8 protein-coding genes are annotated in these 13,562 nt (G+C 59.7%); 7 read left to right on the top strand and 1 reads right to left on the bottom strand.

All coding sequences use genetic code 11. The annotated features are described in order from the left end of the window. Nucleotides 1-9: 9 nt before the first annotated feature. Both FFH90_RS14085 and FFH90_RS14080 read left to right on the top strand, forming a co-directional pair. The gene (locus FFH90_RS14085) at nt 10-486 is read left to right on the top strand and encodes a polyketide cyclase (protein ID WP_019578642.1); all 477 of its coding nucleotides are present in this window, start codon (nt 10-12) and stop codon (nt 484-486) included. An 84-nt stretch (nt 487-570) separates the two neighbouring features. Further along, nucleotides 571-1,269 carry an outer membrane protein gene (locus FFH90_RS14080; protein WP_111454946.1) on the top strand — a complete coding sequence of 233 codons (699 nt, stop codon included), beginning with the start codon at nt 571-573 and terminating at the stop codon, nt 1,267-1,269. Nucleotides 1,270-1,466: 197 nt separating this feature from the next. Here the strand turns inward: FFH90_RS14080 and FFH90_RS14075 are convergent, their stop codons facing one another. Continuing rightward, nucleotides 1,467-2,243: an alpha/beta fold hydrolase gene (locus FFH90_RS14075; RefSeq protein ID WP_138867391.1), complete on the bottom strand. Its 777-nt coding sequence runs from the start codon at nt 2,241-2,243 to the stop codon at nt 1,467-1,469. Nucleotides 2,244-2,854: 611 nt separating this feature from the next. Between FFH90_RS14075 and bcsQ the strand changes: the two genes are divergently transcribed. From bcsQ to FFH90_RS14050, 5 genes are read left to right on the top strand one after another with little or no spacing between them, the layout of a single operon-like run. Then, complete coding sequence (gene bcsQ / locus FFH90_RS14070; protein ID WP_138867390.1) at nt 2,855-3,940, top strand: cellulose biosynthesis protein BcsQ; 1,086 nt, start codon at nt 2,855-2,857, stop codon at nt 3,938-3,940. Beyond that, the gene (gene bcsA, locus FFH90_RS14065) at nt 3,937-6,168 is read left to right on the top strand and encodes a UDP-forming cellulose synthase catalytic subunit (protein ID WP_138867389.1); all 2,232 of its coding nucleotides are present in this window, start codon (nt 3,937-3,939) and stop codon (nt 6,166-6,168) included. Before bcsQ ends, bcsA begins: the two co-directional genes overlap by 4 nt. After that, nucleotides 6,165-8,468 (top strand): cellulose biosynthesis cyclic di-GMP-binding regulatory protein BcsB, encoded by a 2,304-nt coding sequence (gene bcsB / locus FFH90_RS14060; RefSeq protein ID WP_225602733.1) that lies wholly within the window; start codon nt 6,165-6,167, stop codon nt 8,466-8,468. The genes bcsA and bcsB overlap by 4 nt, the downstream gene beginning before the upstream one ends. Nucleotides 8,469-8,475: 7 nt before the next feature. Continuing rightward, nucleotides 8,476-9,717, top strand: a complete 1,242-nt coding sequence (gene bcsZ, locus FFH90_RS14055) for a cellulose synthase complex periplasmic endoglucanase BcsZ (protein WP_138867387.1) — start codon at nt 8,476-8,478, stop codon at nt 9,715-9,717. After that, nucleotides 9,693-13,553: a cellulose biosynthesis protein BcsC gene (locus FFH90_RS14050; protein ID WP_138867386.1), complete on the top strand. Its 3,861-nt coding sequence runs from the start codon at nt 9,693-9,695 to the stop codon at nt 13,551-13,553. Before bcsZ ends, FFH90_RS14050 begins: the two co-directional genes overlap by 25 nt. Nucleotides 13,554-13,562: the final 9 nt, after the last annotated feature.

Below are 13,562 nucleotides of genomic sequence, written 5' to 3'. Positions count from 1 at the left end.
GGTGTCGCCGTGAACGATGTCAAAGTGCAAGTCATAGTCAAATCGCCGCGTGCTGAAATCTGGAATATCTGGAGCAATTTTTCAGAAGCGCCGCTATGGGATACCGACGTTCGCCAGTGTGAGCTCAATGGCCCGTTTCAACCTGGAACACGAGGCAAATGCGTCCTCAAAAATGGCCTGAATATGCCGCTGAAACTGGAAGCAGTGAAGCTGCATGAAAGCTATCGGAACACGGCAAGACTGCTTTGGATCGACCTTGAGTTCGATCACCAGATGCGCAGACTTTCCCCGAATGAAACCCAGGTCATCCATAGCGCGAAGATCTCTGGCCCCTTGAGTTTTTTATACCGCGGGCTGCTACGCAAAATGCTGACCGCGGCAATGACCACGGCACTGCGCAACCTGTGCACGCTGGCTGAACAACGAGCGAACGCCATCAGTACCCCAGGGCTCGAAAAACCTGGAAAGCATTTGCACCGTGTATGAAATATCCCGGGAGGGAGCGTGTTGAACGCTCGCTCCCTAACACCCCCCGCTTACTTATCGATAACGGCACACTTCGGACCGAGCATGAACCTATTTAAAAAACCTCAGTATCTCGTGATGGGCGTCATTGGCATGGGCCTTATTGCCCCTGAGTCCAGTTCCGCCGACACGCTCGGCCCCTATGTCAGTGTCATGGGTGGTCTGAACTGGGTGGCTCCGCAGGACCTTAACCAGAACAACCTCGACTTTGTCGAAATGGAATTCAACCAACCGTTACACTCCGGCTACGCCACCGGACTGGCACTGGGCTGGCGATTCCCCATCGGGCTCAGACCTGAAGTGGAACTCAGCTACCGCAAAAACACCCTGACCCAATTCAATAACCGGGTCTATGAAGGCGGCGGGAGCATCGACGGTAAAGGCGAAGAGGAAGCCACCAGCGTCATGGCCAACCTCTGGTATGACGTCTTGAACCTGCCAGCACCCTTCAGTCGGTTCACCCCTTACATCGGCGGCGGCCTGGGTTACACCACGCTGTCGGTCAGTGGCCTGGAAGCCGGCGGCGTCCAGTTCGGCGGCACTCATCGCGACACTGTATCGGCCTATCAACTCGGCGCCGGGGTAGGTTACGAACTCACCGAACAATGGTCCATGTCCCTGGATTATCGATACCTCAAGACTCGCGATGCGCACTTCGGTGACATTCAGGGCCTGCCCCAAGGCGATGTGCGTACTGACTACAGCGCCCAGTCATTAATGCTCGGCCTGCATTATTGGTTCTAAGGGGTTAAACAGATCGGCGCCTTGCGAGGCGTCGCTACGGCAAGCCGGTGAAATGCTTCGGCGCAGAGGCTCACCGGCTGATCAACTTACTGACGACCACCCGTTCAAAAATCGATCAAGGCACAAGTGAGTTCCTCACTTGATGCCTTGATTCGATACTTGACCCTCTGCCTACCTACACTTCACAAGCGCAGGAATCACATCGCCGCAGCCGCTTTTTCAATCAGCCGGGCTACCGGCTCCGGGTTTGAAACCATCACGACATGGGAAGCCCCTTTAACGACTTTCACCACCTTGGCCTCGGCTCGCTTGGCCATGAATTCCATGGCCTGCGGTGGAATGTTCTTGTCCTTGTCGCCATAGATGTACCAGGACGGAATGTGCTTCCAGGCGGGTGTACCTGACTGTTCGTTCAGCGCCGCTTCGGTGACCGGGCGCTGAGTCGCCGCCATCAATGCCGCCTGCGCGGCGGGGACGTCAGCGGCGAACTGATCGTGAAACTTGTCCTGTTGGATGTACAAATCCTTGCCGCCATCAGCCAGTGCGACAGGCGCTGCGAGGGTTGGGCCGAGGGTACTCCCCGGGAATTTTCCGGCTAGCCCGGCGACCGTTTCGCCCGCCTCGGGCGCGAAGGCGGCGACGTAAACAAGTGCCTTTACATTGGCATGGTCGTTGGCCGCTTCGCTGATGACGTTGCCACCGTAGGAGTGGCCGACCAGCACAACAGGCGACTTGATGCCATCGAGCAACGCAGAAACAGCAGCGCCATCGCTCTTCACACTGCGCAATGGATTGGCGGCGGCCACAACGGGGTAGCCATCTTTTTCGAGGATCTTCACCACACCATTCCAACTCGAAGCATCGGCAAAGGCGCCGTGTACGAGGACGACAGTAGGCTTTTCAGTTTGCGCCGACGCGTTGGCGCCGATGATCAGGCTAACGGTGCAGGCCAGAGCGGCCATTACTTTTTTCATTGGAAACTCCTTGGGTGGTTGAACTATTGAACGATGTCTCGATGGAGTTCATTTGACGCCGATCAGGTATCCCGGATGTGTCACCAACCGCCCATAAAAGAAACACTCCGTATCGGCATGCGGTCTGGATACACAGAGATACATTTGTGCTAGCAGTGGTGAAACTTGGCAACCATAAAAAAGAGACCGATGTTGCTCTTTTCAATTTTCACAAGCTTCAACGAAAGCCAATAGAACAATAACTTTAGCGAAAAACGCGACTCACACTCGGCCCCATTGAAATCGAAGAGATTTCTTTTATCCCTAAAACAAGAATATTCGGAAATTATTTCTTCCGATAAATGCACTTATTACCTGTTACCGCACCACACCTCACTGGACAGTTATTATTTTGGCGCACTTTAACACTCACACTTTCTACAAATATCACAACACACAAATAATACTTGGACAAACACCAACATGACTCGCTGACTTTTTATAACAATTATTGACACACCTACATGGAAACCCTAAATTAATGGCACTCTGCCAACGCCTAGACGACGCATCAACTTTGTTAAGTTAATGGAATGCTGAGTTTCTAAGTTATTTCATTCCTGGTACAACGCATGAAATATGTAGATGACATTACGAAACTCTTTACACGTTTTGGCGCAAACGCAGAGACTTACCAGGAAATACAACCAAACTATAAAGATTTCAAAGACGACCCGGTCATACCTGCGGTGGCTGAGCCAGAACCGCCGGTCGAACCGGTGAAAAATACTGTCCCCTCGCCACCATCGCCCAAGCCCCCTCCCCTGACCGAACCACTTGCGAGTTCTGCTACGGGTGACCGTCAGCGTTTGAGCGACCTGTTGCGAGAACTCAACCAGGTTCGCCGAGACGGTCTGCCAGAAACGATTCACAAGCGGACGAAGGCGAAGGTCATTGCCATCGTTTCAGCGAATGGTGGGGTGGGTAAAAGTACCGTCGCCGCTGGCCTCGCGAAAACCCTTCGGCACCCTGGCGGGCGAGTCATCGCGATTGATCTGGACCCTCAGAACGCGCTGTCCAGCCACTTGGGTATCACCAGGCCGGCTCCCGGGCTGATCCAGCTCAAAGAGCAGGACGCCGACTGGGGCGTTCATCGCCTGCCGGGCTTTAGTGACAGTGAGTGCCTGCCCTTCGGCACTGGCGAGCTGAACGAACGCCGATTGCTCAGGCAGATGCTGCTTGAAGATGCTGACTGGTTGAGCCAGCACCTGGCGTCAATGAACCTCAGCGAAAACGATACCGTGATCCTGGATACGCCTTCGGGCGCGACCGTCTATTCGCAACAGGCACTCGACGCTGCCGATCTGGTGCTGGTGATGACGGTGGCCGACGCGGCCTCCTACCTGGCACTGGACACCATGACCCAGTGGCTGGAAACCAGCCCGCGACGCGCACAGCGGCAGCGGTATGTGCTCAACCAACGGGATGACTCTCGTGCGTTCAGCAGGGACATGGGCGTGCTGTTTCAGCGACGGCTCGGCGCTGACCTGATCGGGACGATTCGCCTCGATCACCAGTTCAACGAGTCGCTGGCCTATGGTCGGGACCTGTTGCAGTACGCACCTGAGAGCATTGGCTGTCAGGACATTCTGTCGCTATCAGGCGCGGTCCATGCCCTGCTTTTCGCGGATGCTTCCAGCCAGCAGGGCACGCTATGACCGTCCAGCTGAATCAGCTACCTGCAAAGACCTGGTGGTTGCAGAAGCTACTGGATAGCTTCCAGGATCGCTTCAGTCAATGGCCCCTGCGTTGGCGCCTGGGCCTGAAAATTTCAGGCGGGCTGATTGCGGCATTGTTGGTGCTGGGTATCCTCACTGCACCGCAGAATCTGTATTCCCAAGCCGTGTTTGCCTCCGTCTGTTTTGCCGCCAGCCTGATCATCCGCAAGCAAACCGGGCGTCTGGCGATCCTGACCCTGATCACCCTCTCGCTGATCGCTTCGTTGCGTTACATGTACTGGCGCCTGTCCGACACCCTGGACTTCGACAACTGGCAGGATGCCGTATTTGGCTACGGGCTGGTGCTGGCAGAACTGTATGCCTTGCTCGTCCTGGTCTTCGGCTATATACAGACCGCCTGGCCGTTGCAACGTAAGCCGCAGTTTCTGCAACAGCCACCCGCTGAATGGCCGACGGTGGATGTGTTCATTCCCACCTATAACGAAGCATTGGGTATCGTCAAACTGGTGGTACTCGCGGCTCAGGCCATTGATTGGCCCGAGGGCAAACTGCGGGTGCACGTGCTCGATGACGGACGCCGGGAGGAATTCAAGGCTTTCTGTCAGCAGATTGGTGTCAACTACATCACCCGCGACAACAATCAACATGCCAAGGCCGGCAACCTCAACGAGGCACTCAAAGTCACCGATGGCGAGTTCATTGCCGTATTCGACGCCGACCACGTACCCACCCGCTCCTTCCTGCAAATCACCATGGGCTGGTTTTTAAAGGACCCGAACCTGGCGTTGCTGCAAACGCCGCACTTTTTCTACTCACCCGATCCGTTCGAAAAAAACCTCGATACCTTTCGCTCGGTACCCAATGAAGGTGAGCTGTTCTACGGCCTGGTGCAGGACGGCAACGACTTGTGGAACGCGGCATTCTTCTGTGGCTCCTGCGCGGTCATCCGGCGGACTCACTTGCTGGAAGTCGGCGGCATCGCCACCGAGACCGTGACCGAAGATGCGCACACGGCACTCAAGCTCAATCGCCGTGGTTTCAACACCGCTTACCTCGCCATTCCACAAGCGGCGGGACTGGCCACCGAAAGCCTTTCCCGACACATCAGCCAGCGCATACGCTGGGCGCGGGGCATGGTGCAGATTTTTCGGACCGACAATCCCTTGTTTGGCAAAGGACTGAACCTGGGGCAGCGCATCTGCTACCTCAACGCCATGATGCATTTTTTCTACAGCCTGCCCCGTCTGGTGTTCTTGACCGCACCATTGGCCTACCTTTTTTTCGACGCGCAGATTTTCCATGCCTCGGCGTTGATGGTCACGGTCTATGTGCTGCCGCATATTTTCCACTCCAGCCTGACCAACTCCAGCATCCAGGGGCGCTTCCGCCATTCCTTCTGGAACGAAGTGTATGAGTCGGTGTTGGCCTGGCACATCATGCGACCGGTACTGCTGGCCCTGATCAGCCCTTCGCTGGGCAAATTCAACGTAACCGACAAGGGCGGCACCGTCGAAAAGGACTATTTCAACTGGAAGCTCGCGCGGCCTTACATCGTCCTGCTGACCTTGAACATGATCGGTCTGGCGATCGGCGTGGTGAAACTGGTCGGGAGTGATTCGGCCGAGGTCACTACCCTGCTGATCAACCTGGTCTGGACCGTGTACAACATCATCATCGTCAGCACCGCCGTGGCGGTGGCCACTGAGTCCTCTCAAGTGCGCAACGAGCCCAGGGTGCCCGCGGATCTGCCCGTGCGCGTCTATCGCGAAGACGGCACATCGTTCGATTGCATAACCCGGGATTTCTCACAAAACGGCGTGGGTCTGGTACTGCCACCGCAGGTTCAGCTCAGCGCCAAAGAGAAGCTGCGGCTGTGCATTCTGCGCACCCCTCCCTCAAGCCTCTTTCCCGCAACAACGATCTTCAGCAACGACAACGTGGCAGGCGTGAAATTCGAGGGTTTGACCCTGCGCCAGCAAAGTGAGCTGGTGCGACTGACCTTTTCACGGGCCGACACCTGGGCCAACACGTGGGGCAACGGGCGCCTCGACGCGCCAATGTCAGCGTTGCGCGAGGTCAGCAGCATTGGCTTGCGCGCCATCCTGCGCTTGTTCGTTGCCACCCTAAAGGACAGCCAGGCGCTGCTGCGCAAACGCCCGGCCACTCCATCACCCATCGACCCCACCGCGGACACGCAACGATCTTGAAGCCTTCCACTCGCCGGACCTTTCCTCCTCGTCGCTCACTCATGCTGCTCGCCTGCTCACTAGTGGGCTGGAGCGACTGGGCGTTGAGTGCTACCACCCCCATCAGTGCCACAGAGCCGGCGGTGATGCCAGTCGCATCGCTGCCCGGGACCGATGCCCCGAGCAACAGCTATACCCGCACCCTCAAGGAGCTGGGCAAAAGCTATTCGATGAACCTTAAAGGCGTGGAGGCTACCGACAGTGTGAACTTCAATGTGCGCGCGGATGAAGTCGTCACGGCTGCGCAGGTCACGCTGCAGTACAGCTATTCACCGGCGCTGCTGGCCGACCTTTCGCAAATCAACGTGCTGATCAACGATCAAGTGGCCGCCAGCCTGCCCCTCCCGAAGGAAGAGGCCGGTAAATTGCAGACCCGGACCGTGCAGATTCCGCCGCAGACCATCACCGAATTCAACCGGCTCAGCCTGCAGTTCATCGGTCACTACACGATGCAATGTGAAGACCCTCTGCACTCCAGCCTGTGGGCCAAGATCGGCAACGATAGCCAGCTGAGCCTCCAGGTGTCCTCGATTAAACAGCCCAACGACCTGTCCGCTCTGCCTCTGCCCTTGTTCGATCGTCGAGACGCTTCGCCCCTGAAGCTGCCCTTCGTGTTCACTGCGCGCCCGGGCGGCCCTGAGCTTGAGGCCGCCGGTATCCTGTCGTCCTGGTTTGGCGCCCTGGCCAGCTACCGCGGCGCAACCTTCCCCGCCAGCCTCACCAGCCTGCCGGCCAAAGGCAACGCCGTGGTGTTTGTCAGCAGTGGCGAATCGACGGCCTTGAGTGGCTTGCCGATCAAAGCGGCCACGGGGCCGACATTGACACTCGTGAGCAACCCGAATGATGCTCAGGGCAAACTGTTGATCGTCTCCGGGCGCGATGGCGCCGATCTCAAGGTCGCCGCGACCGCGCTGGCCCTCGGTGGCTCGGCCTTTTCCGGGCAGAGCGTGGTGATCGACCGGATCGACTCGCTCAAGCCACGCCGACCGTACGACGCGCCTAACTGGCTGCCCTCCGACCGCCCGGTTCGCCTGGGTGAGCTGGCGAAGCCCGCAGAACTCAATGTGTCGGGTTACAACCCGGGACAAATGACGGTTGCGCTGCGCTTGCCACCCGACCTGTTCAACTGGCGTGAGCCTGGCGCGCAACTTGACCTGAAGTACCGCTATACGCCGCAACCGGTCTCCACCAATTCCTCGTTGCTGGTCCACTTCAACGATACCTTCATCAAGTCGATCGATCTGCCTTCGATCGAGAAACTCGGCAGCAGCGACAGCCTGCTGGCGATGCTCAAAACCGACGACAGCCTGGCCCGCACGTCGCGCATGCTGTTGCCGCTCAATTCCGTAGCGCTGCAATCACGCCTGCAATTTCGCTTTATGTATGACTACATCAAACAGGGCGACTGCCGCGACATCATCATCGACAACATGCGCGGTGTGATCGACCCGGACTCGACCCTGGACCTCAGCCAATACGAACACTTCATGGCCATGCCCAACCTCGGGGTGTTCAAGGACAGCGGCTTCCCGTTCACCCGCATGGCCGACCTTTCTGAAACATCGGTGATCCTGCCCAATGAGCCAGGCCCGGCCGATCTGAGCGCCTATCTGACCGTGCTGGGCCGCTTCGGTGACTCCACCGGTTATCCGGCCACCGGCGTAAAGGTGGTCCACGCCGACCAGGTGGCCGAGCAAAGCGACCGGGATCTGCTGGTGCTCGCCTCGGGCAACAATCAGCCGCTGCTGGAGCAATGGCAAAGCCTGCTGCCGGCCAAGGACGAAGCTGCTGCGCAGTACTTTGAACTGTCTGACCTGCCCTTGCGTCTGCGCAACTGGATCAGCCCGGATACGAAAACCAATCTGCGTGAAGCGCGCAGCAGCTTCAGGTTCAGCGCTGACGACGGCAGTGCTTATCTGACTGGATTCGAATCGCCGCTCAAGAGTGGGCGCAGTGTTGTGTTTATCGCCAGCGCAAGGCCCAACGGCTTGGCCGACGTGACCAACGCCCTGCTCAGCAACGAAGAAAACGCCCACGAGTTGCAGGGCAGTCTGGTGGTGGTCAAGGGCAAGCATGTCAAATCGCTGGTCGCCGAACAGGACTACTACGTCGGGAGCCTGGGGCCATTGCGCTATCTGCAGTGGTACCTCTCGCAAAACATAATGGCGCTCATGCTGTTCACGCTCCTCGGGGTCCTGCTGCTTGCTTCGATGACTTACCTGGCCCTGCGCTTACGGGCCAAACGTCGTCTTGGCCAATGAGCTGCGCATGCCTGTGTCGTCCATGAGCAGCCGGGCGGTTTCACTTCGCCAGTGCCTGCGCGGTAACGTGCGCAGGTTGAGCGTTGTGCTTGCGCTCGCCCTGCCGGTGCCTGCGATAGCCGCCACAACTCCCTGTGAGTTGCCGGCCTGGCCACTGTGGCAAACCTACGCAACGCGCTTCGTCCAGGCCGACGGCCGGGTTCTGGAATCGAGCCTGGAGAACAATCACAGCACTTCTGAAGGGCAATCCTACGGCATGCTCTTCGCACTAATCGGCAACGATCAGGCACGCTTTGACAAACTCTGGCGCTGGACATCAGCCAACCTCGCAGGCTCCACCACCGCCACTCGCCTGCCAGGCTGGTTATGGGGGCAAGGCACGGACGGTCAGTGGCGCCTGCAAGACGCCAACTCGGCTGCCGACGCCGACCTGTGGATCGCCTACGCCCTCCTCGAAGCCGCACGCCTGTGGCATCGGCCGGACTATCGCCAGGATGCCCTGCACCTGATGGCGACGATTGAAGCGCAATTGGTCGTCACGCTGCCCGGGCTGGGTCCGATGGTATTGCCTGGACCACAGGGCTTCGTCCTGCCGGATGCTCTCTGGCGCCTGAACCCCAGCTACCTGCCACTGCCACTGTTACGGCGGCTGGCCAAGGAAGCTCCCAACGGCCCCTGGCAAGCGATTGCCAACAACACCGCGACGATGATTGCCCAATCAAGCCACCACGGTTTTGTCGCTGACTGGGTCGGTTATCAAGGCACTTCAGCGCAATCGGGTGTCTTCGTCAGCGACCCGATCAACGGCGACACGGGCAGCTACGATGCCATTCGCGCGTACCTCTGGCTGGGCATGAGTGACGCCTCCGAACCGCTGGCAGCGCTCCTGCTCAAACGGCTGGACGGCATGGCTCGCAGCACTGTCGCGACGGGCTCCCCCCCGGAAACAGTCCGGACTCTCCACGGCAGTGTTCAGGGTCAGAGCCCGTTCGGATTCTGGGCTGCACTGATTCCCTACCTTGAGGCCAAGGGGCATCCCCGGTTGGCCGATCAACAACGCCAGCGCGTGGAGCTCGCCTTGCAAGAGGCGCTGGCCAGGCCTGATGCCGACGCCAGTCCGCCGCGTTACTACAACTTCATGCTTAGCCTGTTCGCGCTCGGCTGGGCAGATAAACATTACCGATTCCGGGAAGACGGAACGCTGAAACTCTCCTGGGAGACCGCATGCACGCGCACCACCGCACGCTAGCCATCGCCGTCATGAGCGCATGGACGGCTGCTGCACACGCTCAAAGTCCGACGCCACAGACGTTACTCGTCGAGCAAGGGCATTACTGGCAGTCGCACAACAACCCTCAACGCGCTACGGAAGTCTGGCAGAAAGTCCTGCTGCTGGACCCGGTCCAGGTTGACGCACTCTATGGCCTGGGCTTGATCGGCGTGCAACAGGGCAAGCCACAACAGGCGCAGCAATACCTCGCCCGCTTGCAAGCCATCCAGCCAACGCCTCGACAGGCCCTGCAATTGGCGCAGGACATCGGCGTGGCCCAACCGCAGAACCAGCAGCGCCTGGAGGAGGCTCGGCGCCTCGTCGATGCCGGTGAGCGTGACAAGGCGACCGCCGTGTTTCGCTCGCTGTTCGATGGCCGCCCACCTCAAGGTACGATCGGCCGCGAGTATTACAACAACCTTGCCTTCAATCAGGCTGACTGGGCTGAAGCACGCAGCGGATTCCAGCGCCTGCAACGTGAGATGCCCAACGACTCGATCGTCGCGCTGTTTTACGCCAAGCATCTGGTCCGTCGTGAAGACAGCCGTGCCGAGGGCATTCGTGCACTGGCCGCGCTGACCCAGCGTACCGACATTGCCGGTGATGCCGACGAAAGCTGGCGCCTGGCACTGACCTGGATCGGTCCGCCCAATCCGGCACAAGTACCGTTGTTCGAGGCGTACCTCAAGACGCATCCGGATGACGTGGAAATCCGCGCGCAGATGAACAAGGGCAAGCAACAGCCGGCAACGACGACCACCAAGGAATGGCAACCGCCCGCCGAAGTCGCGCGCGGCCTGAAGGCGCTCAAAGCAGGCGACCAGGCCACCGCCGAACAGGCGTTTCAAGCACGCTTGAAAACCCAGCCCGATGACGCTGACGCGCTGGGCGGCCTTGGAGTTATTCGCCAGCAGCAACAGCGACTGGCCGAAGCGGAAAAGCTCCTGGGGCAGGCCACGCGACAACACAACGGCAGCCGCTGGCAAGTGGCGCTGAACGAAGTGCGCTACTGGTCTGCGTTGCAGCAGGCCCGCGATGCCCAGGCCAAAGGCCAGACAGCCCAGGCACAGGCCTTGGTGAACCAGGCGCTGCGGCAGAATCCAAACGGGGCGGATGCTCTCCTCGCCCTGGCGGATATTCAGGCCAGCGCGGGCCAGTTCGATGAGGCTCAGCGCAACTATCGGCAAATTTTGAATCTGCGCCGCGACGACCCTCGAGCACAGGAAGGGTTGGTCAATGTGCTGCTCAAGAGCGGCAAGAACGATGAAGCCCTGCAACTGATCAACAGCCTGCCAGCCACCGGACAGGCAAAGACCGGCCAGTCCGCACGCCTGCAAGCCTTGCGCGCGACACAACTGGCCGCCCTCGCCGAACAACGCAACGACCTGCCCGCTGCGCGCAACGCCTTGCAAGACGCGCTGCGCTACGAACCGGACAACGTCTGGACACGTTTCGCCCTGGCCCGCCTGAACCTGGCGATGGGCGAACCGCAAAAGGCTCGGGACCTGATCAACACCATGCTCCAGGCCCACCCCGACAATGCCGATGCGCTTTACGTCAGCGCCTTGCTGTCGGTCCAGATGGGTGAGTGGAAAGCCGCCCAGGCAACCTTGGGACGCTTGCGCCCCGACCAGCGCACCCCGGACATGGAAGCACTGGCCGCTGATGTCAGCCTCAACCTGCAACTCAGCCAGGCGATCGGGTTGGGCAAGCGCGGACAGCGCCAGGAAGCCCTGACCTTGCTCGATCGTACTCAGCCGATGGCCAACAACAGTCCAGATCGCACGGCGAGCCTGGCCTCGGCCTATGTCGAGATCGGCGAGCCGACCCGAGCGCTGGCCCTCATGCGCGGCCAGTTGCAACACACCGCTGCGCCCTCGGCGGACTTCATCCTGCAATACGCCTCGGTCCTGCTTGAGTCCGGGGAAGACGCCCAGGTCAACGAGATTCTGCGCGACCTTCAGAACAAGCCCTTGAACGCACCGACTCGCAAGCGTTTCGACGACCTGCTCCATCTCTATCGCATCCGCCAGGCTGACCATCTACGCGAACAAGGCAATCTGGCCAGCGCGTATGACACGCTGGCGCCCGCGCTGGCGCAACGTCCCGGTGACAGCGCCGCCGTCGCGGCGCTGGCACGAATGTATTCGGCCAACGGCGACACGGCAAAAGCCCTCGAACTCTACAAGCCGCTGTTACAACGTCAGCCAAACGACCCACAACTGCTGTTGGGTGCCGCCGACGCGGCGGTGTTGGCACATGACACAGGCTTTGCCGAACAGGTACTGCAACAGCTGCTCAAGACCGAATCCGGTAACCCTCAAACGCTGACCGAGGCCGCCCGCCTTTACCAGAACATGGGCAAGACCGGCACGGCGACCGATCTGCTGCGCAAGGCAGTGGCCATCGAACAGAGCGAGAAACGCAGAAGCCAGAGCGGCCAACTGGCCGGTTCGACGGTGGCACCCAACCCTTTTGCGGGGGTGTCGGGGCCACGTAGCGAGGTCAGTCGCGACACCTTGCTGGCAGCGATCCCGCCACCGGCTCAGGAAATGCCGGGCAGCGTGAGGTCTACCTCCCCTTTTGGCATCGACGCCCTGCCAAGGCCCCAGCAGGCGAGCAATCCATTCGAGTCGCAGCTGCCGCGCGCAGCGCTGGTGAGTGAAGACATCAGCCCCGCACAACTGGCGCTGAATAAAATCCTTCAGGAGCGCAGTGCCTACGTCACCCAGGGCGTGAGCATTCGCAGCAACAACAGTGAGTCGGGGTTGAGCAAACTGACCGATATTGAAACGCCGCTGGAAATCAATATCCCGCTGGATGAAAGCCGCGTCGCCCTGCGCGTGACACCGGTCTCGCTGAACGCCGGCAGTGCCAGCGGCGAAGCACTGCAGCGCTTCGGTAGCGGTGCGCAGAGCGAAGGCGCCGGCTCGCAAAAAGCCGAGGGTGTCGGTCTTTCCGTCGCTATCCAACGGCCCGCGGAAGGGCTCAAGGCCGATCTCGGCACCACCCCGCTCGGCTTCAAATACTCCACCGCCACGGGCGGCATCAGCGTTGATCGCCCCATAAGCGACTCCTCTAATGTCCGCTACGGGGTGAGCGTTTCCCGGCGTCCGGTGACTGACAGCGTCACCTCGTTTGCCGGCACCACGGACAAACGCAGCGGGCAGTCCTGGGGCGGTGTGACCGCCAACGGCGGGCGCGGCCAGTTGAGCTATGACGACAGTGAAGTCGGCGCCTATGGCTACGCCTCCTGGCACCAGCTATTGGGCAACCATGTCGAATCCAACAGCCGCAGTGAACTGGGCAGCGGCATCTACTGGTACCTGCAAAATGCAACGGACAGCAAGCTGACCGTCGGCCTGAGCATGACCGGCATCAGCTACGCGAACAATCAGGACTATTTCACCTATGGCCACGGCGGCTATTTCAGTCCGCAGACGTTCTTCGCCCTGGGCGTACCGGTGACCTGGGCACAACGCACCGGGCGCTTGACGTATCAAGTCAAGGGCTCGGTCGGCGTGCAGCATTTCGAGCAAGACAGTGTCGACTATTTCCCGACCGACAAAGCCCTGCAGGCGGCCTCGGGCCTGCGTTACGCCGGGCAAAACAAAACCGGGATCGGCTACAGCGTCGCCGCAGCGGCTGAATACAAGGTCGCTTCGAACTTCCTGCTGGGCGCCAATCTGGGCCTGGACAACGCCCACGACTACCAACAATTCAGCGGCGCCCTGTCTTTGCGTTACCTGTTCGAGGACATCAGCGGCCCCATGAGCTTGCCGGTCAGTCCGTACGCCTCACCTTATTCCAACTGATCATTCTGG

The organism is Pseudomonas sp. ATCC 43928 (genome assembly GCF_005938665.2).
Classification (GTDB): domain Bacteria; phylum Pseudomonadota; class Gammaproteobacteria; order Pseudomonadales; family Pseudomonadaceae; genus Aquipseudomonas.
The sequence above is the reverse complement of the archived record's forward strand: the minus strand, read 5'-3'. Positions and strand labels throughout refer to the sequence as shown.

What these genes read in the sequence shown, in the direction of transcription:
- FFH90_RS14080 (WP_111454946.1), top strand. Translation starts at nt 571, where the DNA reads ATGAACCTATTTAAAAAACCTCAGTATCTCGTGATGGGCGTCATTGGC.
- FFH90_RS14075 (WP_138867391.1), bottom strand. Translation starts at nt 2,243, where the DNA reads ATGAAAAAAGTAATGGCCGCTCTGGCCTGCACCGTTAGCCTGATCATC.
- bcsQ (WP_138867390.1), top strand. Translation starts at nt 2,855, where the DNA reads ATGAAATATGTAGATGACATTACGAAACTCTTTACACGTTTTGGCGCA.
- bcsA (WP_138867389.1), top strand. Translation starts at nt 3,937, where the DNA reads ATGACCGTCCAGCTGAATCAGCTACCTGCAAAGACCTGGTGGTTGCAG.
- bcsZ (WP_138867387.1), top strand. Translation starts at nt 8,476, where the DNA reads ATGCCTGTGTCGTCCATGAGCAGCCGGGCGGTTTCACTTCGCCAGTGC.
- FFH90_RS14050 (WP_138867386.1), top strand. Translation starts at nt 9,693, where the DNA reads ATGCACGCGCACCACCGCACGCTAGCCATCGCCGTCATGAGCGCATGG.